The following is a 23,055-nucleotide window of genomic DNA, read 5'->3' on the forward strand; positions in this document are numbered from 1 at the left end:
ATGACAACAGATGACAAAGTAATTGAAAATTGGCGATTGATGACGGCTTCTGAGCGTCGAAGTATTTTACAAAATACGGCAGCTGAAATCGTTAAAATTTTTGCAACTGACAAAAGTTTTTCGCAAAAAGCCGAGCAATTGCTCAATCAAATTTTTACCAATGCTGAAAGCCTTGATGACGCTCACCGGTTAACGAGTGCAACAGGCGAGAGCAACGACTGGTACGTTCGCGGTCGCGGCAAAACGCTGGTGATGGCGGGCAAAAACGCGGACTTTTTAGCCGTTTTAGGTCAGCTTATCGCCGCGCTGATTACGGGAAATAAGGTAATTTTTTATTGTCCGGCAAAAAATGGGGCAAATTTTGATGAAATTAGCGCTAAAATTGTCGCTGAATTGCATTCGGCAGGTGTTCCAACCGAAGTATTAATAATTGATAATAATTGTCAAACCCAAGATTTATTAGCGCAAAATTTTATGCAAGTTGCCATTAGCGCCGATATTCAAGAGGTTTTAGAAATAAGCGCTGACTTGGCAAAATTGGACGGCGCACTGGTTCAGGTTATTGCCATAACCAATGACAATGAGCTGCTGACGATGCTCACCACCGAGTATCTTTACCGCTTTGTCACCGAGCGGGTAAAAACGGTGAATACCACGGCAATTGGCGGAAATGCAAGCCTGCTTGAACTTGCTGCCGAGACGCTTTAAATGCTTAATGAGTCAATATTTTTTAAGTTAAGAGACTAAAAAAGGTTCGTAATCAAGGTCAACAGCGCAAGTTTGACTTTTTATTGCGAACCTTTCTTATTTCGATAACGAATAATCGGAATAAGCTTATGAGACAAACTGACTAAGCAGTCAGCTATTTTTTTACAAATTTGTTTATTTTTTAGTAAATTACAATAATGATTATTATTTTATAAAGTTGTCATTTATCCGCCTTTATCCGTGGCAGGAAGCTGCGATGAGAGTGACGTTGACAATAAATAATTAAGCTATTGAAGTATATATAAAGACTAAATCGTAATCATACAAGCGCTAATCAAGGATGATGATTGGCAATTGCCAATAGACAAGGAAGATAACTATGTCGCTATGGAACACCGTTACCGCGCTGAGACCATTTATTTGATACCTCTATGAGTGCTAATAATTTAGCTGCTCAGGGGTTTTTGCGTTTTAAAATAACATAATTAAGATGAGCCGAGGGTTGCCATGATTCAATTTTATTTAAACGGAAAATACGTTGAGGAAACTGCGCTCAACCCAAACACCACAGTGCTTGACTATTTGCGGCTTCAAGCGCGCCAAACCGATACCAAAGAAGGCTGCGGTAGCGGCGACTGCGGCGCTTGTACGGTCATGGCTCAGCGCTTGGGCGATGATGAAAGCGCGCCGTTTTTTACCTTTAACTCGTGTATTACGCTGCTGTCATTACTCGACGGTCATCATATTATGACGGCGGCATTTTTGGCGGACAACCCAGACCACCATCCCGACCGCGCCCAGTTGCATCCGGCGCAGCAAGCGATGGTTGAGTGTCACGGCTCGCAGTGCGGTTTTTGTACGCCCGGTTTTGTGATGTCGCTTGCCAGCGTTTATGAAAATCATCGTCAAAACGCGCGTCAAAACGGCGACGATTTAAGTTACGATGATATTGTCGCTGCCATTTCAGGGAACCTTTGCCGCTGCACTGGCTATCGACCGATTATTGAAGCAGGGCTTGCCATGACTGAGATTGGCAACGCCCAAAGCGCGTCGCAACAAGGCGTCAAAGCGCTTGGGCTTGCTATTGATGCGATGGCGGCAAGTAAAAGCCATCAAGAAAACAACCAAAATGCAAACGATGAGCCAAGGCCTAAGCTTACCCAAGGCTCAAAAAAGCTCTTTGCGCCAACTTCAATTGATGAGTTAAACCAAATCCTAAGCCGCTACCCGCAAGCGACGATTTGGGCGGGCGGTACAGATTTGGGATTGACCATCACTCAGCGCTTAGTTGACCATGAGGTTATTATTCAGCTTGCTGGAATCGACGCGCTTAAATCATGGTCGGTTGATGAAAAGGAAGGTAAAAAAGTGCTAACGCTTGGCGCGGGCATGAGCTATAACGCCATGCTGCCAGTATTACAGCCGCATTTCCCTGAATTTGCGGCGCTGTTTGAGCGCATTGCTTCCCCGCAAATTCGCAATATGGGAACGCTTGGCGGCAATATTGCCAACGCCTCGCCCATTGGTGATTTGCCGCCGGTGTTATTGGCGCTTGATGCGCAAATTCAGCTTCGTTATTGCGATAGCTCTAGTGATAAAAATAATAACGATGGCGGCGTCCGTGATGAAACCATGCCGTTATCGGCGTTTTTCTTAGACTATAAAAAGACCAAACTTTGCGCGGGCGCTTACGTGGTTAGCGTTCAAATTCCCTTAATGAGTGACCGCGAACATTTATTCATTCATAAAATCAGCAAGCGCTATGAAGATGACATTTCGGCGTGTTTGGTGGCGGTAAAACTTGGGCTATCAGAGGACGGCGACACCATTGAAACGGCAACTATCGGTCTTGGCGGTATGGCAGCGATTCCTTTACTTGCTAAAAACAGCCAAAACGCGCTTATCGGTCAACCGCTTACCCTTGACAGATTTCAAGCCGCCGCCGATGCCTTATCCAATGATGTCACGCCAATGACCGACGTTCGCGCGAGCCGCGAGTACCGCTTAAACGTCACCAAGCGCTTGTTAATCAAATGCGGCAAGGAGCTTTTGGCAAAAAATCAAACCGTTTCGGCTTAAAAGTCGTGCGTTTCACAGCAAGAGCGGGACTTAGATTTAACTTTTAACCTATATGATTTAAACCCATTCTAAAAAGAGAATCATTATGAGCCATCATTCCACCCTTTTTGACAGTTACAGCATCCGCCGAGTGCGACCGCCAAAACACAAAATTGGCACCTCGGTCAAACATGACAGCGCCATCAGCCACGTGATGGGAACGGCAACCTACGTGGACGATATGCTAAAGCCGGAAAGCACCTTGCATTTAGCGGTTGGTAAAAGTAGCCATGCTCACGCTCGCGTCACTAAGATGAACCTCGATGCGGTTCGCGCAGCTGACGGCGTCATTGACGTGTTGACCTTTAAAGATTTGCCTGCCAAAACCGATATTGGTCCTGTATTTGATGGCGACCCATTAATGGTTGATGAGATTACCGAATACGTTGGGCAAACGCTATTTTTGGTGGTAGCAACCTCGCACCGCGCTGCCAAAAAAGCGGTGCTAAAAGCTCAAGTCGACTATGAGCCGCTTCCTGCGGTATTGACCGTTGATGACGCGCTCGAGCAGTCGCTATTTGTGCGACCAAGCCATTTTATGAAGCGCGGCGATGCCAAAGCGGCGCTTGAAAAGGCGGATAAGCGCATCAAAGGTCATATTCATATGCTGGGTCAAGAGCACTTTTACCTTGAAGGTCAAGTGGCGTATGTCGTGCCTTGTGATGACGGCGGCTTGGAAGTTTACACTTCATCGCAGCACCCAAGCGAAGTTCAGCAGCTGGTTGCTGAAGTCGTTGATTTGCCCTTTCACGCGGTCAATGCCATCGTTCGGCGCATGGGCGGCGGTTTTGGCGGAAAAGAGACGCAAGCAGCGGCTTGGGCGTGTCTTTGCGGCGTCGTTGCCAAGCGCCATAATTTGCCGGTTAGCATGCGCCTTGACCGCCAAGATGATATGGTCGTCACCGGAAAGCGCCACGAGTTTTTAAACCGCTATGACGTCGGTGTTGATAACAATGGTAAAATCGTTGGTGTTGACATGCAGCTGGCAGGGCTTTGTGGCTACTCGCCTGACTTGTCGGACGCGATTGTTGACCGCGCCATGTTCCACTGCGACAACGCTTATTATTACCCCGACGCTCACATTGCAGGGCATCGCTGCAAGACTCATACGGTATCCAACACTGCCTATCGCGGCTTTGGGGGTCCTCAAGGCTTGCTCACTGCCGAATATATGATGGACCATATTGCCTATACTTTGGGCAAAGACCCGCTGCAAGTTCGCCTTGACAACTTATACCAAAACGGTCAATCCACCCATTACGGTCAACCGATTGAGCACTTCGATTTGGCGATTTTGATGGACAATTTGGCAAAAGATTGTAACTATGCCAAACGCCGCGACGACATCATTGCCTTTAACAAGAAATCTGAAAAAGACGGCACGGACAAGCGCCGCGGTATTGCTTTAACACCGGTAAAATTTGGGATTTCCTTTACCATTCAAACGCTCAACCAAGCCGGCGCGCTCGTTCACATTTATACCGATGGCAGTATTCATTTAAACCACGGCGGCACCGAAATGGGGCAAGGGCTATTTATCAAAATTGCCCAAGTCGTTGCCAATGAATTTGACGTTGATTTGGATACGGTAAAAGTTTCTGCCACCCGAACTGATAAAGTGCCAAACACCTCACCAACCGCGGCGTCCTCAGGAACGGACATTAACGGAAAAGCCGCGCAAAATGCTTGTCTGACCATCAAATCACGATTGGTTGAATTTGCTGCAAAACATTTTGAGGTCAGCGAAGACGCCATTGAGTTTAAAAACAACCACGTCATTATTGGCGATAAAAAAGAGCTGACCTTTGCTGAATTTATCCGAATGGCGTATGAGCACCGCATCAGCTTATCCTCAACCGGCTATTATAAAACGCCAAAGATTTTTTATGACCGCTCAAAAGCTTGGGGGCGACCGTTTTTTTACTTTGCCCTTGGTGCGGCGTGCTCAGAAGTTGAGATTGACACCTTAACTGGCGAATATAAAGTCGTTCGTGCTGATGTGCTTCATGATGTGGGGCAGTCGATTAACCCTGCCATTGATATCGGTCAGATTGAAGGCGGCTTTGTTCAAGGCATGGGCTGGCTGACCACTGAGGAGCTGACTTGGGATGATAAAGGCAACTTGGCGTCCAACAGTCCTGCCAATTATAAAATCCCAACCGCGCATGATCTACCAAAGCAGTGGCAAGTTAAACTCTTTGACCGCAAAAATGAAGAGCAGACCATTTACAATTCAAAAGCCGTGGGAGAGCCGCCGTTTATGCTTGCCGCGAGCGTTTGGTGCGCGATAAATAACGCGGTAGCAAGTTTGGTGGATTACCAACAAAATCCAAATTTGACCATGCCGGCAACGCCTGAAGCGGTACTAAAAGCGGTCATGCGCTTGCAAAATGAGGCTTGGGAGATTAATCAGCCGGAAAATAAAGCGGCGATTGCAAGCCTAAAAAGCGAGCAAGACGGCGACAAAGCTATTAACGATGAGGTCAATAACGACAAGGTCGTGCCGCAAGACGTTGACCACGCCAGTGATGAGATGCCGCCTGAGGTTGAAGGACGTCTGTTTGATGATGAGCCTGAGGAAGCAAAACATCCCAACGTCGCCGGAGCGCGGGGGCCGGCTCATAGTGAAGTCGATTAATCGCGCCCCTGAGCGCTGGATTGAGGCGCTATCTCGCTGCCAAAAGTCAGGAACTCCGCACGTGCTCGCGACTGTTGTTGCGGCCACGGGATCGGCGCCGCGAGCGCTACAAGCCAAAATGGTCATCACCAAGGACGCCGCTTTTGATACCTTAGGCGGCGGCGGTCTTGAGCATGACGTGATGGCAACCGCGCGAAAACTGCTGGCAGGCGAGGCAATCGATGACGAAGCTGCACCAAAGCTGCGCTCAGAAAAAGCCCAAGCTGCCCGCCGCGACTCGGTTTTTACCAAGCATTACCCGCTTGGGGCAAAGCTTGCTCAGTGCTGCGGCGGTAGTGTTACGGTGATGTTTGAGTGCTTTAACCTCACCCCGCCGTTATCGCTTTTGGTATTTGGGGCAGGGCATGTGGCAACGGCATTGATGAAAATTTTGGCAGAATTGCCGTGCCAAGTCGATTGGGTCGATAGCCGAGCGGAGATGTTTGCGCCGTTTGTCATCAGCGCAAGCAATGATACGCCAAGCTACAACTTGCCTGACCACATTCGAGCGCATGTGGTTGACGAGCCGGTCGATTTTATCAAGCCGTTTGTCCAAAATGCTTTGGTAAAAAGCGATTTGCTAAAAGGTGAGTCGCAGCGGCGTCAGCAGTTTATTTTGGTGATGACCCATGACCACAGCCTTGATTTTGAACTGATTCGCGCGGCAATTGACGAGATTGGTGACCATCCTGACAAAGCTGCGCCCTATATCGGCTGTATTGGCTCGGCAACCAAATCCAAGCGCTTTTACGACCGGCTTTTGGCGCGCGGCTATAGTGAAGATAGCGTTCAGGCGCTGACCATGCCAATTGGCATTGCTATTGGCGGTAAAGAGCCGATGGCGGTGGCGGTATCGATTGCCGCCCAAGTGCTGAAGCAATACCACCAAGTGTAATGTTAACGGTAATAAAAAAAATTAAAGGAGCCAGAAAATGACCTTACACATTTATCAAGCCAAGCTTTTGCATTATTTAACGGAAAATGACTTAGCCGCCCGTGCTGATGTCCCAAGCAGCATTAACCGCGACATTGAGCTGATGCCCGTGGTCAAAGGCGTAAGCATTTATCCTGAATATATCGAGGTTGGCGCGCTTGTCGTCGATGATGTCAGCGGCTTGGTGGTCGACTATGGTCACCGCGATGCCATGATGAAAAAGTTTGCCGCTCATGAGGGCAGTATTGAGGGCAACGCGCCTGCCGTTATTCACGATTATCAAGATAAGCTTATCATGTCAGGCTTCATCGACACCCATGTTCACTATCCGCAGATTGACATGATGGCAGCGTTTGGCGAGCAGCTGCTTGATTGGCTCAGCAATTATACCTTTGTTACCGAAGCCGGATTTGGCGACCCAAAAATTGCCCATGACACGTCCAAATTTTTCTTAAATCAGCTCTTGGCTCACGGTACGACCACAGCGTTGGTATTTTCGACCAGTCATCCGCAGTCGGTCGATGCGTTTTTTGAGGAAAGCTCACGGCTAAATACCCGAATGATTACTGGCAACGTCCTCATGGATCAAAACGCGCCAGAAAACCTTTGCGTGCCAACCGAGCAGGGCATCCGAGACACCCAAGACATCATTGCCAAATGGCATGAAAAAGGTCGTCAGCACGTTGCCATCACCCCGCGATTTGCCATCACCTCAACGCCAAAGCAGCTGCAATTGGCAGGCGAGCTTTATGCGGCGACCGACCGCGTTTACATGCAGACTCACGTGGCAGAAAACCGCGACGAGATTGCCTTTGTCAAAAAACTGTATCCTCATCACAAAGGCTATCTGGACGTTTATGAATCGATGGGGCTTTTGGGACGCTACACCACGCTTGCCCACGGTATTTATCTAGAAAATTTTGAGTACGAGCGCCTTCGCGACACCGAAACGCAAATTGCCCACTGCCCAACGTCCAACCTGTTTTTGGGAAGCGGCTTGTTTGACTTGAAAAAAACGCTTGGCTACACCGGCGTGAGTATCGCAACCGACGTTGGCGCAGGAACGAGCCTCTCAATGCTGGCAACGCTTAGCGAGGCTTACAAAGTTCAGCAGCTACAAAACAATCCACTCTCGGCGCATCAAGGCTTGTATCAAATCACCCTTGGCAACGCGCAATCTTTGGTGCTTGATGACAAAATCGGTAACTTTGTTCCCAAAAAAGAGGCGGACTTTGTGGTGCTTGACCTAGCCGCCACGCCACTTCTTGAGCGCAGAATGGCGCAATCGGACATTTTAGATGAGCAGCTGTTTGTGCTCATGACGATGGGCGATGATCGCGTGGTGAGCGAAACGATTATTGCAGGAAAAAGTCAGTATAAGAAGGTGGCTTGATAGACTTTAGGTAATATTTGTTGACCTTTGAGTTAGGGTGCTATAATTATAGCTTGTAGCAACTTATTTTATTACTTCTTTTTCTTTGCGATATCCAATTAGTTTGAAGAATAATAAATATTTTATCTCATAAATTAATTTAGTTAAAATTTTTATATCTATTTTATGAATATTTAACTATAAAATTCGCAGAATATTTTAGAAGTATTTTTCTAATGAAGAGTTAGAATTATGTTATAACATAAGATAAATAAAGATATAAGAGAAAGTATTTTTATTATTTTTGATTCTATTAACATATCTCTATTTATAGGCTTACATACAAAATACCTATATGGATTTTTAGGATTGTAATATAATTCTACTTTATTTATTTGCTCAAAAAAATTTTTAGATGAGTCGGCATAAGATGTAAAAAATCTTGAGTCATAAGTAAAGCTACCTTGAAATTCTTTATTACCAATCTTATAATCAAAAAATATTTTTGGAATAATAACTCTAGCTGCACGACCTTTAGTGACATAATCGCTATCAATTTCTGTATATTTTAGATTTTGAGCTTCTAATTTTTTCCAGTATAAATCAAGAAAATATTTAAAAATCTTATCTTTTATTGGAATGAGTAAAAGTATTTGTAGAAGTATAGAGGATAATAAATTATTATCTCTAACTGCCGTGATAAAAATTATCGAAAAAAATATAATGAATATAGATTCTTTCATAATCAATCTTCTATTCTAGAACGGCGATGATTAGCAGATTATATTAGCACAGAAGTAAATAGCCTGCTAATTGGAATATTTATTAGTATATTTCATTTTATAAAATTTATCTGCTAGAAAATAAGTTGTTTTTTGTTTTATCTCTACCTAAATGGTGGTCATCAAAATAAAAGGATAATTTATTGATAACTTTGAGAGGATTGATTTCAAAAATCATCGTTGATAGTTCCAAAATAAGCTTAAAACAACAACGGAAACTGAAAAAATTCCGCATAAATGATGGTGCTAATAAATATCCCAACGCCGCTAAACCAAACCAAATAAATATGATTGGCTAACCACTTAACGTGCCAATCGATTTTGCCTTTTGCGCTCAGCCATTCGGTTACGCTGATGGCAAAGGTTAGCCAAAGTCCACCAACCAAATAGCCACCCAAAACATCGCTTAAATAATGCTCGTTGAGGACAATTCGGCTCAGCCCAATCAGCACCATAAAAAACGACGCCATCACAAAAATGCGGATTTTATGAACATAATTTTGGCTAAAGCGAATCAAAAGATAGGTGATAAACCCATACAACGCAAGAGTAATCGTCGCATGACCGCTTGGGAACGAATGAGTGTGCTCAAAAAGTAAAATATCGGCGGGGCGCTCACGCTGAAACAGCATTTTACTTAAAAACGTAAACGCTGCGCTGCCAACGGTCGCCACCAACAGCCCAACCAAAACATAATACTGCCGAATCACCCAACAAATCACCGCGGTAAATAGCATCACAAGCGCGGTCATCGGCGTTGAAGCAAAGCTGGTAATGGGAATAAAAAAGCCAATAATCGGCGAGTCGCGAAGTAGGCTCATCTGCGCCGAGACAAAATGATCGGTCTCGACGATGGGCTTAAGCGTGGCAACATCTTCGACAAGTCCGATAAAAAGCGTCAAAATATAAACCATCATAAGCGTTAAAATCGTTAAGGACAAGCCGCTGAAATGCCGCAAATCAAAGCGTCGTGCGAGAGTAGCAAAAAGCTTTGGGTGACGATTTTGAAACGACATCATGACTTGGTTTTGGCTTAGGTAGCGTTTGGTAATTACCCAGCCGCGAATGATTTGGGAAGTGAGCTGCTGACCATAACAAAGCGCTAAAAACTGAAAAACAAGCAACACCGCAAGTATCAGAAAAAGCAGAAGTCCTAGCGCGAACAGTTGCTGATTTTCCTGAACATATGACATCATAGTGATAACCCTTGTTTAGCAATTCTTAATTGTATTTTGGTAGCAGTGGACGAGCGGTTTTCTATTTTTCTATATAAAGTGTGGCGAGCAAATATTTGACAAAATTATAGAAAAAATAACCAGTGTAAGGGCTTAGCGGATGATAGGCAATGTAAAAGCCGTTTTATTTGCCACGCCCCAAAGCTTTTTAGAGCGTAAATGACAACCTGCAATCAGCTATCTTGCTTGAATCTACGGTCTTTTGCCCCCATAATTTAAACACTCTTTAATAAAAATAGCCTAAGTAAATATGACCGATATTTCTAGCCCAACGCCAAACCAAGCAGACAATTCAACAGCTCATCAACAAAATATAAATCAACAAGGCAGCATAGCTGACGACCTTGCAAATACGCTTGTCCTTGCCAAAGATAAGCATTATTTATCAAGACTTGAGCGCGATATTAGCAAGCTCAATCAGCAAATTCGCAAAAATCCAAACAACAACGAAAAGCTGATTGGTGAGCTTGAAAAAAAGCAGTCACAATTTGCTAAGATTCAAGCGCGCTCGCAAACGGCAGTTCAAGCGCGAATCGACAGCATTCCTGAAAATCTTGCGGCAAAGTTAAATATGGATTTGCCGGTAAGTTTGCGCGCCGATGACTTGATTCAAGCGATTATTGACCATCAAGTGATTATCGTGGCAGGCGAAACGGGCTCTGGGAAAACCACTCAGTTGCCGAAACTTGCCATGCTTGCAGGTCGCGGCGTGACGGGGCAAATTGGTCACACTCAGCCAAGGCGACTTGCGGCAAGAAGCGTTGCTAACCGAATTGCTGAGGAATTGGGCGAGCCGCTTGGGCAAACGGTCAGCTTTAAGGTTCGCTTTAACGAGCAAGGCTCAAGCGACTCAATTGTCAAGCTTATGACCGATGGAATTTTGCTTGCTGAGCTTGGTCATGACCGGTTTTTATCTAAATATGACACCATCATCATCGATGAGGCGCATGAGCGCAGCTTAAATATCGACTTTATCATGGGCTATTTGAAGCAAATTTTGCCAAAGCGCCCTGATTTAAAGGTGATTATTACTTCAGCGACGCTCGATACCGGACGCTTTAGCGATTATTTTAGCCATTATGATGCAAGGCTTAAACGGGAAGTTCCTGCGCCAATTTTTAATGTTGAGGGTCGCAGTTATCCGGTTGAGGTTCGCTACCGACCGCTGACTGATGAGCCAGTAGCAAGCTCGGACGATGACAGCTTTGATGACTTTGAAGAAAATCTGCCGCGAGCGGTGGTTGCTGCCGTTGAGGAGTGCTTTAACGACGCGCATAGCAAAGGTCACCCTGACCAAGCCGACATTTTAATATTTGCAGCAACCGAAGCTGAAATCCGCGAGCTTCAAGAGGTGCTTGAGCGTCATGGTCCTAAGCATACTGAAGTATTGCCATTATTTGCGCGGCAAACTTTTGCCGAACAGCAGCGCATTTTTCAGCCGTCCGGTCGCGGCAGGCGCATTGTCATTGCCACCAACGTTGCCGAAACAGCGCTAACCGTTCCGGGGATTCGCTACGTCATTGATTTAGGATTTGCGCGGATTTCGCGCTACTCTTACCGCTCGCGGGTTCAGCGCTTGCCAATTGAAGCGATTTCGCAAGCGGCGGCAAATCAGCGTAAAGGTCGCTGTGGTCGGGTAGCGCCGGGCGTTTGTATCCGTCTTTATAGCGAGGAGGACTTTTCCGGTCGCCCTGAATTTACCGAGCCTGAAATTTTACGAACCAATTTGGCATCGGTCATTTTACAAATGGCAAACTTGCGGCTAGGTCAAGTGGATGACTTTGATTTTATCGAGCCGCCGGACACGCGACTGGTCAGCGACGGTCAAAAGCTGCTCAACGAGCTTGGTGCGCTTGGTGATAAGCCCGCTGCACGCTCGCGTAAAAGTAGCGTTCAGCTTACCAAAATCGGTCAACAAATGGCGCGGATGCCGATTGACCCAAGACTTGCGCGAATGCTTGTTGCCGGCTATGACTTTGATTGTATCCGTGAAATGCTCATTGTGGTAGCCGCATTAGCCGTTCAAGACCCGCGAGAGCGACCAGCAAATAAGCGTACCCAAGCCGACCAAAAACACGCATTATTTCGCGGTGAAGATTCTGACTTTTTATTTTATTTAAACCTTTGGAAAGCGCTGTTTGAAAAAGATGAGGACGGCAACAAACTGTCCGGAAATCAGCGCAAGCAGTTTGCCAAAAAGCACTATTTAAGCTTCCCAAGGCTTCGCGAATGGCAGCAAACGCAGCGCCAGCTTGAGCAGATGGTGAGCGAATTGCAGCTGATTGATAAGAATAATAAAGCGGCAAAACTGACCGATGCCATGGATGAGGACGCAATGAAAGCAGTCAAATATGCCAATTTGCACCGAGCGCTGTTAACAGGACTATTATCCATTATCGCCCACAAAACCGAAAATCGCGGCGAATATCTGGCAGCGCGTCAGCAAAAAGCCAAAATCTTTCCGGCAAGTACCGTCTTTAAACAAGTTCCACCTTGGGTGATGGCGTTTGAAATGGTCGAAACCTCGCAAGTATTTATGCGAACGGTTGCTAAAATTGAGCCGGAATGGATTATTTCAGCGGCAGGCGATTTGCTTAAATATCATTATTTTGAGCCGCATTGGTCGAAAAAAACCGGTCGCGTGAAAGCTTACGCGCAAATCAGCTTGTTTGGTTTAATTATTATCAGCAAGCAGCTGACCAATTATGAGCAGGTCAATTTGATTGAGGCTCGTGAAATTTTTATCCGTGATGGTTTGGTGACCGGAAACTTTGGTCGACAAGCACCATTTTTGCAGCATAATTTGGACAAAATTGCCCACGTTGAGCGCATTGAAGATAAGCTTCGCCGCCGTGATTTATTGGTTGATGAAGAAGCGCTGTATCAGTTTTACGATAAAAAAATCCCTGAAAACATTGCCAGCCGAAAAGCCTTTGAAGATTGGCGCGCTGAAGTTGAAAAAACGGATAGCAAGTTTTTGTTTTTCACCGATGATGACGTGATGAACAGCCAAGCGCCAACGACGGGTGATTTCCCCGAAGTTTGGCAATTGGGCGATTTGAAATTGCCGCTCAGCTACGTGTTTGACCCAGCAAGCGATGACGATGGCGTGAGCATTCGCGTTCCGCTTGTTGCCTTGCCGCAATTGGACGCCGTTGAGCTGCTTTGGGGCGTTCCGGGGTGGCGCTTTGAGTTGGTGTTGCAATTGTTAAAGTCGTTACCCAAAGACATTCGCCGTCAAATTGTGCCGATTCCGGACACTGCCGACAGCCTGTTTGATGAGCTTGACCCAAACGCCTCGCAAGGCTTGTTAAAACAGTTAACGCAAGCGCTGCATCGCCGCGGCGTGATGGCAGTTAAGCCTGAAAGCTTTAATCCGTCGTCGATTGATCGTTATTTGCAGCCGCAAATTTGCGTCGTTGATGAAAAAAACCGCTTGATTGAAAAAGGTCGCGACCTGCCAACGCTGCAAATCCGCCATGCCAGCGAGACTCGGCAAGCGGTCAATGAGCAGCAAGGGGCGCACGACAGCTTCCCTGAGCATTTTGCCTTTAGTAAAAATCGTCATCATGCTGGCGTGGTGGTGAAAGAATTTGCTGCGCTTGTTGCCGACAGCGAAGGCAGTGCGGTCAGTATTCATCAATTTACCGATGTCACCGCCGCCTTGCAAGCGCATCGAATTGGCGTATTAACGTTAATTAAGCTAAAACTTGGCGCTCGCAAAAAGCAGCTTACCAGTCAAATTGACAAAGCCTTTAAGCTTGCGTTTGCGCCGCTTGGCGATATGGAAGCGCTCAAAACGGTGGTGATTGATGCCGCCCTTGATGCCGCTTTAGAGGAGCATTATATTTTATTTGATCACAGCAGCGATTTGCCAGAAAGTGCAGATAAAATAGCGGTTAATTTGGCAGAAGAGTTGCCGTTAACGCCAAAAGAGTTTGCCAAAACTTGTGAGGCAGTATTAAGCCAGTTTTTATCGGTCGGTCAGCAAGTGATTAAAACGCTAAAAACCGTTTACACCCGTTGGCAGCGTATCCGCCAAGGGCTACTCATGCTTGATCGCGAGATTTTTGGTGAGTCGATTGACGATATCGAAGACCAGCTTGAGGACTTGCATTTAGCCGACTTTGTTTACCGGATGGATTATAGCCACTGGCAGCAATATCCGCGCTATTTGGAGGCGCTTGAGATTCGCCTTGAGCGCTTGGAGCACAATTTGGACGCTGATTTGGAAGGCGTTTATCAACTTGATGAGCATATGGAGCGCTTGGCGGGGCGGGCAAGTCTTGAGGCGATCAGCGATTACCGCTGGATGGTTGAGGAGTTTCGGATTCAGCTGTTTGCCCAACCGATGAAAACGCGCGGCGCAGTATCGCAAAAGCGCTTAAGCAAACTTTGGGATCAAGTCAGATAGTTTGATTTGCATCCTATTGAAGCATGGCTAAAGACTTTGGGGCTACAAAAGTTATCGTTTTAACTAAAGTAATGGCAATGACTTTAAGATATGTTAGAGGCATACTAAAAATAGACTGTGATTCAGCGGTGCTAGTCAAATAAGGCAGTCACTATGACTAAGCGCAAGGAGTGCTCTTATGAAATTCGTCTATTTTTCCCTTATGATAATTGGCGTGTTTTTAAGCGCGGCTCATGCTGAGTCGTGGGAGACGGTAATTCCGGCAGTAGAAAAACGTGCCGCCTTTTATCTTGCAGAAGCCAATCGTCTTGGCTACGCGAACCTTGCTAAAAACAATAGTGACTATTTGCCATATTATCGTGACGACCACGAATGCGCCATTATTGGGCGAATGCTTGGGCTGACCGATGTTGTGGCAGAAGCTGAGCATTTGGATACGCCTAGAATTGCCAATAACCTGTCAGATAGTGAAGTGATTAAGCTATTTGCCGCCGGTCGTACTTTAGAAGCTTGGGTCGCGCAGGCAAATCATGCGCTTAGTCAAACCAAAGCGCAGCGCGTGCAGTATTGGAATGACAATTGCGCAGGCAGTGGTAAATTTAAATTTGCGCCAAGCTTGCTATTAACAACTATACCAAGCTTTAGTGATTTTCCCACTAAAACCATCAAGGTAAAATCCAACGCGTCAACTCAAGCTAAGATGCCAGACTTCAACGGTCGCGATAAATCTGCGCGAATGTATCGCACCCGTATTCGCAATGGCTTAGCAGAGGGCGCAAATTTTAATGGGCATTATTCCTTTATCGTCTTTGGCTGCGGGGCGTCTTGTGTAATCGGACTTATTACGGATACTCGTAGCGGTCAAGTGTTCGAGCCGCCCTTTGGTGGGGAAGCAACGCCTGAATTGGCTATTGATTTTAAATTAAATAGTAATTTAATTCAGGTAATTTACATGGGTAAGACCTCTATGGAATGCCAAATCCGCGCTTGGTCTTTTGATGGTAAAAAATTTCATCTTGAAGGTGAGGATAGCTTTGCTCGTGAGGGAAGTTGCAATTACGGTCAAAAACTGGTTTCTAACTAGTAAGACTGAACTTAGAAAAATAAGGCTAAGTCGTTTTTGAGGGTTAAACGATAACAGTAATAGTAAAGCGCAAAAAAAGCCCCACTTTGAAGTGAGGCTTTTTTAAAATTTGGAGCGGGATACTTATGACGATGAAAAATTCCCGATGCAACCGACCTTGATCAGTCGTCCCAGTGTGGTTGAAGGCAAAACCTCACAGACTAAGCTCGTCTATGATGCGTCGGGTAACGTGGTGTCAATGACAGAACAAGGGTTCCGACCTGCTATTTCTGATTCTCCATCTAATATAACCGTACAAACAAAGAGTACACTGATTGAGCGTATAACCAAATTTTACTACAGTAAAATAAATGGACGCGATGTCGTCACCGCTATAGATGCGCCGCAAGCGAATGACGCTAATCACAGCGACACAGTCCAAACTCAATATCGCTGGGATGAGCTTGGCGAGAACATTACTGAAATTCGTTATCCTGAAGGACTAACAGAGCACTTTAATTATCAAACTATCGCTGGGCAAAGTTTGCTTGCCAAGCATATCGCACCAGATGGCATCACCACCTCGCTTAACTACAATGACAAAGGTCTGCCCATCACTCTGCAGCGCGGAGATCAAACCGTAAGCATAGCGTATGACAGCATGCAGCGTCCTATTAAGTGGATAAACCAGTTAGAGCAAACCATTACGGCTAAATATAATGACAGTAAGCAGCAAGTCATCTACCAGCTGTATGATGGTCAGCAAATAGTCAATCAATATGATAAAGAAGGTCAGCTTACTGGACGTCAATGGTTAGATAGCAAGGGTAAAGTGCTTATTGTTCCAGCAGCTATGCAGTATGATGATAATATTTCTCACCGCTCAAAAGACCGCCCTAAACAAAAATCTACCGCAAGCGGCATGCAAACATTGGCGAACAATCCAGTCATGAATGCTGTGGCTGATGCTCAAAGCTCATCCTCTGAGGATGCAGAAAAAAGCTCTCAAGCAGCATTTGATCCCGCTGACAACTTGCTCGGTGCTGACGCCACCGTTGAGATTGAAACCAATCTGCTCGGTAAAATCAAACAGATTGTTTTGCCAGAAGGTGCGACTTATGAGCGTCTCTATGATGACTTTGGTCGTATAGTTTATGCTAAAGATGCTAACACGGGTGAATCGTTTGTGGAGTATGACCTAAATGATCAGCCCATTCTCATACAGAACTCAACCACTCAACAGACAGCTCGTTATGATAATAGCGGCAGGCTGATTGCCACTAAATACTGTAAACTTAATCCAATCACCCCCACTATCGAATCAAATTGTGAAAGTATCACCTACACATATGACGGTGCTCACTTAGGTCAAATCATAGACCCGACGCAAACCACCCAGTACACCTATGATATCCAAGGGCGCATCACCGTGGAGTCGGTACATTTCAAAGACAGTGACAAGCTATGGCAGACCCAGTACCAGTATGATAATAAAGGCAGAATAGATAAAGTCGGCTTACCTGAAGGCGCAACGCTCAGCTATGTCTATAACGATATCAGCAACCCTGTTGAAGTCAACTACCAAGCGCCTGTTCAAGGCTGGTTTGAGAGCATCATTCGTAAGATAAATCCTGATCATAACAGCATCGCCCTCATCTCAAACCTCGAGAGTGACAGCGCACGCGGCTTACTGGCATTCACCCACAGCAATGGAAAAACTGCCCGTGCGAGTTATGACAAAACAGGAAAGCTGACTTCATGGACGGATGGCGACTATCAAAAGTCGCTTACCTATGATAGCAATAATCAAATTATTGCAACCAGTACTAAGCAAAAGAATAAAAAGGACAACCAGCAGTTAGAATATAATGCTTATGGCGAGCTCATCGGCGTGATGAACTCAGATAGAAGCCAAATCACCCAATACCAATATGACCGCAATGCTAACAGACTCAGCTTGAACAGCCCTAAATCCCAAGCTCAATATGAATATAGAACGGGAACTGATCAGCTGTTAAGCATCACTGCAACAACAAATGGTAATGAGCAAAAAAGCACTTACCGCTACGATGCTGCAGGCAATCCTACCCTTATTAGCGTTCAGCAACGACAAGATAAGAAAGCACAAACCCAGCGCAAGTTTACTTACGGTGCGCGAGGTCAACTCACTCAAATTATCGATGACAATAAGCAACCCACTCAATATCGTTATAATCATGCTATGCAACGAGTGAGTAAAACTACAGCCAGCAGTACTAAAGACAAGCATGAGCAGCGCTACCTATGGCAACAAGGACTGCTGGATGCTGAGATTGATGTCAAGGGCGATCAAGAGACTTTAACCCGTCGTTATATCTATATGGGTTTAAGACCCATCGCTATGATCGACTATGATACAAACAACACTCCAATTATCTATACCATACACACCGATCATCTTGGCACCCCACAACAAGTGAGTAATGACAAGCAGCAATTAGTTTGGCAAGGGGAGTATGACGCCTTTGGTCAGGTGACGGTAAAAGCGACCCCAAAAAGCCAAGCCCAACAGATGCAAGCCAAGCAAAAGGCACGGTCATTAAATCTGATGAATAGCGCGAATGCGGCAGCGTCTGTAACCAATCAGCCATTTGAGTTTAATTTAAGGTTTGCAGGTCAGTATGAAGATAATGAGAGTGGTTATTATTATAACTGGCATCGGTACTACAATCCTGAAACAGGACGTTATCTGACCAGTGATCCTATTGGGCTAAACGGTGGGCTAAATACTTACGAGTATGCAAGAGCTAATCCTGTTGGAGTGGTGGATCCGTGGGGGCTTTACACAATATTTATCGGAGGGGCGGGTGATCATGAGCCATTTGTTGGTATAAATGGTTACGGAGTAAGTGGACCTACATATAATGTAAGAAGCTTAAAAGACAGATTTATTAAAGATTTTTTAACAAGTCAGATTAAAAGCGCAGGATACACTGCAGAGCGTGCAAATTATCTCGCAAAGCGTCATGCACGCTACTATGGCTACAATCAAATCCATCTTGCACTATCGCAAGTGAAGATGTTTTTAATAGCGAATCCTAAAGCACAAATAAACATTGTAGGTCACAGTTTAGGAGGATGGCAAGCCGCTCATTTGGCTGAAGAAGTTAATAGGTATCGATGTGGCGCTGTAGCAAATCTAATTACACTAGATCCTGTAGGGGATAGTATTAGAATACATGCAGCAGCAAATATTAAATATAAAGTTCCTAAACCTGTGGCAGATACATGGGTGAATATCAGAGCTGAACTATTGGGTACGACTAGCGGTAACAATATAATTGCAGATTTGGGAGGTCAATGGGATCCAACTTCTTATGATCAACAGCCTGACTACAACTATCAATTAAATACAGACCATGCTTTTGCTCAAACAATGCTTACGAAGAATATTATCGCCCATAGCTTTTCTCCTTGGGATTTATTAAAGCGGTATTATCAAAAAAAGCCATTAAAATTTAATTACGAGCGTGTACCCTATGTAGTGGTACATGACAATGTTAAGTAAACTAAAACATTCCTAGGAGTAGGTCACGTGAGAATGATGTTACGAATAACAGTAGTTAGTAGTATTTTTTTAATATCTGCGTGTACCGCCACTCCTACACCAGATCTAAATATGCACCATCTTAGAGCAGTTAGTATTACAAAATACGATACTTCGGTAATCGCGACATTCTGTGGAACAGAAGAGTTTAATCAGCTATTCATTAATGAACCCTATCCTAAAGTCTATACGGTATTAAAAAATACTAAAAACTATTTAGATTTTAAGAGTAGTTTAATAAGTGAATTTAATCTAGAAAAATATGAAATTTGGATAGGAGAAGTAGAGCTTAGCCAATTTCCTGAGTATAAGGATTGTGGAAAGGGTAAAAAATATCCATATATTTACTGGTTTGATTTGAACGTAGAAAAAAATCCACCGTATAAAAGCACAAGGATAGCAGACTATATGAAAGCTTATGATGAATTTAAACAGAAAATAATATATAAGCATCAAATAGAGTTAGGTGTAGTACAGCTTTCTGGATTTAACGGTGATGACTTAAAATCAGAAAAAACAAGCTTGCTAAAACTGAATGAAGAGCAGTATAAAATGGTATTAAATGGAATGAATAATTCTGAAAATAATAAAAATGATATAGCCAGTATAGAATAAACTAAATCAAGGGTAGCGCAATCTATGGCAACAAGGACTGCTGCTAGGTATAGCTCAGTATTATAGTAAACTTCCTAATACCTATAACTATCAAAATGCACCTAAGAGTAAGCGATGAAAATAAATTATTGTGGACTAAAAAGAACATTCATGGCAGTCGCATTGAATTTGGTAGTTATTGTCATGATCGGTTGCACAAGTTACAAAGCAACCTCTGATCTAGATGTTTATCATCCCAAAGTAATTCAGGTATTTAGAGATACTTCTAATATTATTGGAGTATTTTAGACCTCTTGCAAAAGTATCCCAACTTGCTAGGATATCCGTAACTGACTCACAAAGAATGACCATATTATGCCCGATACCGCCAAACTCCTTAGCCAAAGCAATGCTAACTTCAAACGCTACACCGGTATAGAAAAAGCGACCTTTGAGCACATGCTTAAAGCCATGCAGGCGCATGAGACTCAGAAGACAAAATCTGGCAGACCAAGTGAGCTCAGTCTGGAAGAACAAATTTTACTGGCGCTAACCTACTGGCGGGAGTATCGAACACTTTATCATATTGGCATGGACTTTGGGGTTCACGAATCTTCAGCATGTCGCATCGTTCGTAAAGTTGAAGATATTCTTATCACGTCAGGTCAATTTGACTTACCGAAAAAACTGCCAAGCAGAACAGACGATGACATTAACTGGTCAGCGGTCATTGTCGATGCCACAGAAACCCCGATTGAGCGTCCAAAAAAAACCAAAAACAATACTACAGCGGCAAAAAGAAACGACACACCCTAAAGGCACAGCTCATCATTCATTGGCAAACGGGGACGATATTAGACGTTCAAACCTGCAAAGGCTCAGTTCACGACTTCAAGCTCTACAAAGACACTCGACCAGATTGGCTGCCGGATACGGCATATATCATGGCAGATGGCGGTTATCAAGGTCTTGCTAAATTGCATGACAATACGTTCACCCCGTTCAAAAAGCCTAAAGGGGGCAGTTTGATTAGTGAGGCCAAACACGCCAATCAGTACCTTGCTAAGTGTCGTATTTTAGTTGAGCACAAAATAGGATTGGTTAAGTTATTCAAGATGGTCGCTGAACGCTATCGCAACCGAAGACGACGCTATGATCTTCGGATGAAGTTATTCACAGGCATTGTCAACTTTGAGAATGCGCTTTGACTTTTGCAAGAGGTCTATTATATAAATTTCTAACTACTGCTTAACGGCGTATCTATTTGCTAATAATTAAAAAAGAGTTACTAATGACAAACTGTAATCAGCCCAAATACTTGCTTTTGATAAGCATATTGTTAATTACTCCCGCATACCCTCATGTTAAATACCTAGATATAGATAACGCTATAACAGTCCTTTCCACAAAACCACTATTACCGGGTATAAATGCGACGACGACAACTCATGTTAAGCCCAAAACTACCCCTCCTGCTGCTCGCAATCAAACCGAACTTGACGTCATTATTGATCATAATGCTCATAAATATGACATACCAGCTGCTTTACTGAAAGCCGTAATCAAACAAGAATCCAACTTTAACACTTTAGCGGTATCACCAAAAGGTGCAAGGGGATTAATGCAAGTTATGCCCTCAACAGCAGCAGACTATGGCAGCTACAATCTACATTTGCCCAATCAAAATATAGAGGTAGGCAGCCGTCATCTCTCTCGTCTTTTGAAAAAGCATGACTTACCAGTAGCGCTAGCAGCTTACAATGCCGGAGAAAGCAATATAAAAAAATATGGAGGTATCCCCCCATTTTCAGAAACCCAAAACTATATCTTAAGTGTGCTCAAGTATTACAACCTAGAGCTTGATAAACAAATTATGGTTGCAAACATTCCAAGTGATGAGCGAATACTGCCATCTAGTATAGAAAAGTTAGCGACTTCCGATATTCCAATGAAAAATCGCAAAAAAAGCTCAGTATTGTATCTAAGTCTCAAGCCTTAAGGAACTATTAGCATACTAGGACGATTCATTAAGTTTATTAGCAGAATAACTATTAGTGACAAAATTTTAACAATATAGTAATATATGAAAATTTAAAAACTATTGTTGATATATTTATATGCGTCTAGATTTAATAGTTGCGATTGTTGCCATTCTTATAAGTATTCAATCCGTAGCTGCTCGAAATGGAAGCTTAAATGAGCTGTTCGCGAGCACCACCAGTACCGTTTGTAATAGTACCGGCAACTCAGGAACACCAGATACTTGTACAGTGGATCGAAGTCCTTCAATTGTAGATACGATTGAGGCCAATCAAGGTGGCGGCAACCCCATCAACCTATTGATGGGCAACAAATTTGAATCTGCCAGCGACATACAAATGAGAGGAGATGAATACGCGCTCAGCTTTAATCGTTACTACAACTCAAAAAGCACCCAGCGCGGCATCTTAGGTATAGGTTGGCGTCATGACTACGACATGCAGCTGCAAGACACGGACAATCAGATAAATATCCTCCAAGCCGATGGTCGCAAGATTGACTTTTATAAAACGGCTACAGCGCTTGACAACTCTACCTTATTTGTCACTCGCTATACCGCCCATAAGCCCGAGCTTGGCTACTTGGAGCGCACCCAAAGCACTGATCCTAGCAAAGCTGCTTGGGTTTGGACCCTGCCCACAGGCAAGAAATTTGAATTTATCATTCACAAACAAACCGCCATCACCAACCAGCTTGGACTTCAGCGATTTGGTCAACTCTCCCGGGTGACCGAACGGGAGAGTGACCCAAGCAGTCCTTACTGGTCACTAACTTACGGCGTCGATGGCAAGCTTGCCCAAGTGAACAATCATTTAGGTGATCGTCTAAAATTTAGCTATCAAACTACCAAAAGTGGTCTACCTAGAGTCACCGTCAGCAGTAGTACTCATAATCAAAGACCGAGCAGCAAGAACGATAGCAATAAGCCCTCTCAGCAAAGTACAACTTGGCACTACTTTTTGGATAAGAACAACAACCTTGCCCAAGTAGTCTCACCAAATGGTGATAGAACCGGTTATGCTTATCAAGACCCCAATGACAAGCATAACCTCACAGCCAAATACCGCTATGAAAGTAACCAAGCGCAGCTGATCAGTCAATGGACCTATGACGCTTATGATCGAGCGATTAGCTCGTCTCATAAAGACGGTATAGAAAAAGTCAGCATCGCCTTTGATCCTGACACCGTGGTGCCAACCAAAGCAGGTCATATCTTTACCAACCGTATAACCAATAGTGTGGGACAAACCACGGACTACCGTTACCGCATTATGAATGGGGAAGCTCAGTTATTATCGGTGATGGGAGCGGGGTGCGTGAGCTGCGGTGAGCCTAATGTCAGCTACGAGTATGATAAGGCGGGTCGGGTGACCAAAACCAGTCAGCTTGATGATCAGGGACAAGTGGTGTCATCCACAGTCATAGCGTTTGATACGCTTGGGCGAACGACTAAAGTTATGCAGACGCAGGGTACAGGTAGCAGTAAGCTGCAAACATGGCTGTCATAGGGTTATGACGATGAAAAATTCCCG

Annotated in this window: 14 protein-coding genes and 1 pseudogene; 13 read left to right on the forward strand and 2 right to left on the reverse strand. The window is 44.5% G+C overall.

Annotation, left to right across the window (positions count from 1 at the left end):
• From ACZ5XY_RS10540 to guaD, 5 genes are all read left to right on the forward strand, one after another.
• Positions 1–708: a 1-pyrroline-5-carboxylate dehydrogenase gene (locus tag ACZ5XY_RS10540; RefSeq protein ID WP_464741470.1), complete on the forward strand. Its 708-nt coding sequence runs from the start codon at positions 1–3 to the stop codon at positions 706–708.
• A 507-nt stretch (positions 709–1,215) separates the two neighbouring features.
• The gene (xdhA, locus tag ACZ5XY_RS10545) at positions 1,216–2,787 is read left to right on the forward strand and encodes a xanthine dehydrogenase small subunit (protein WP_464741472.1); all 1,572 of its coding nucleotides are present in this window, start codon (positions 1,216–1,218) and stop codon (positions 2,785–2,787) included.
• An 85-nt stretch (positions 2,788–2,872) separates the two neighbouring features.
• The gene (gene xdhB / locus ACZ5XY_RS10550; RefSeq protein ID WP_464741474.1) at positions 2,873–5,464 is read left to right on the forward strand and encodes a xanthine dehydrogenase molybdopterin binding subunit; all 2,592 of its coding nucleotides are present in this window, start codon (positions 2,873–2,875) and stop codon (positions 5,462–5,464) included.
• Positions 5,451–6,398 (forward strand): xanthine dehydrogenase accessory protein XdhC, encoded by a 948-nt coding sequence (xdhC, locus tag ACZ5XY_RS10555; RefSeq protein WP_464741476.1) that lies wholly within the window; start codon positions 5,451–5,453, stop codon positions 6,396–6,398. The genes xdhB and xdhC overlap by 14 nt, the downstream gene beginning before the upstream one ends.
• 37 nt (positions 6,399–6,435) lie before the next feature.
• Complete coding sequence (gene guaD, locus ACZ5XY_RS10560; RefSeq protein WP_464741478.1) at positions 6,436–7,830, forward strand: guanine deaminase; 1,395 nt, start codon at positions 6,436–6,438, stop codon at positions 7,828–7,830.
• A 212-nt stretch (positions 7,831–8,042) separates the two neighbouring features.
• Here the strand turns inward: guaD and ACZ5XY_RS10565 are convergent, their stop codons facing one another.
• Both ACZ5XY_RS10565 and ACZ5XY_RS10570 read right to left on the reverse strand, forming a co-directional pair.
• A complete protein-coding gene (locus ACZ5XY_RS10565; protein ID WP_464741480.1) occupies positions 8,043–8,552 on the reverse strand; it encodes a hypothetical protein in 510 nt (169 codons plus the stop codon).
• A gap of 239 nt (positions 8,553–8,791) precedes the next feature.
• Complete coding sequence (locus tag ACZ5XY_RS10570; protein ID WP_464741482.1) at positions 8,792–9,787, reverse strand: phosphatase PAP2 family protein; 996 nt, start codon at positions 9,785–9,787, stop codon at positions 8,792–8,794.
• A gap of 289 nt (positions 9,788–10,076) precedes the next feature.
• Between ACZ5XY_RS10570 and hrpA the strand changes: the two genes are divergently transcribed.
• The 8 genes and pseudogenes from hrpA (at position 10,077) to ACZ5XY_RS10610 (ending at position 23,031) form a co-directional block, all read left to right on the forward strand.
• The gene (gene hrpA / locus ACZ5XY_RS10575; protein WP_464741484.1) at positions 10,077–14,240 is read left to right on the forward strand and encodes an ATP-dependent RNA helicase HrpA; all 4,164 of its coding nucleotides are present in this window, start codon (positions 10,077–10,079) and stop codon (positions 14,238–14,240) included.
• A gap of 178 nt (positions 14,241–14,418) precedes the next feature.
• Positions 14,419–15,324: a hypothetical protein gene (locus ACZ5XY_RS10580; protein ID WP_464741486.1), complete on the forward strand. Its 906-nt coding sequence runs from the start codon at positions 14,419–14,421 to the stop codon at positions 15,322–15,324.
• Between the two features lie 109 nt (positions 15,325–15,433).
• On the forward strand, positions 15,434–18,850 hold the full coding sequence (locus ACZ5XY_RS10585) for an RHS repeat-associated core domain-containing protein (protein ID WP_464741488.1): 3,417 nt from the start codon (positions 15,434–15,436) through the stop codon (positions 18,848–18,850).
• A 27-nt stretch (positions 18,851–18,877) separates the two neighbouring features.
• Positions 18,878–19,504: a hypothetical protein gene (locus tag ACZ5XY_RS10590; RefSeq protein WP_464741490.1), complete on the forward strand. Its 627-nt coding sequence runs from the start codon at positions 18,878–18,880 to the stop codon at positions 19,502–19,504.
• A gap of 354 nt (positions 19,505–19,858) precedes the next feature.
• A complete protein-coding gene (locus ACZ5XY_RS10595; RefSeq protein WP_464740915.1) occupies positions 19,859–20,299 on the forward strand; it encodes a transposase family protein in 441 nt (146 codons plus the stop codon).
• Between the two features lie 8 nt (positions 20,300–20,307).
• A pseudogene (locus tag ACZ5XY_RS10600) lies at positions 20,308–20,691 on the forward strand (transposase family protein); the annotation flags it as partial.
• 83 nt (positions 20,692–20,774) lie between these two features.
• Positions 20,775–21,482, forward strand: a complete 708-nt coding sequence (locus ACZ5XY_RS10605; protein ID WP_464741492.1) for a lytic transglycosylase domain-containing protein — start codon at positions 20,775–20,777, stop codon at positions 21,480–21,482.
• A gap of 118 nt (positions 21,483–21,600) precedes the next feature.
• Positions 21,601–23,031 (forward strand): DUF6531 domain-containing protein, encoded by a 1,431-nt coding sequence (locus tag ACZ5XY_RS10610; protein WP_464741494.1) that lies wholly within the window; start codon positions 21,601–21,603, stop codon positions 23,029–23,031.
• Positions 23,032–23,055: the final 24 nt, after the last annotated feature.

This window comes from Psychrobacter sp. GTC18467 (assembly GCF_055397455.1).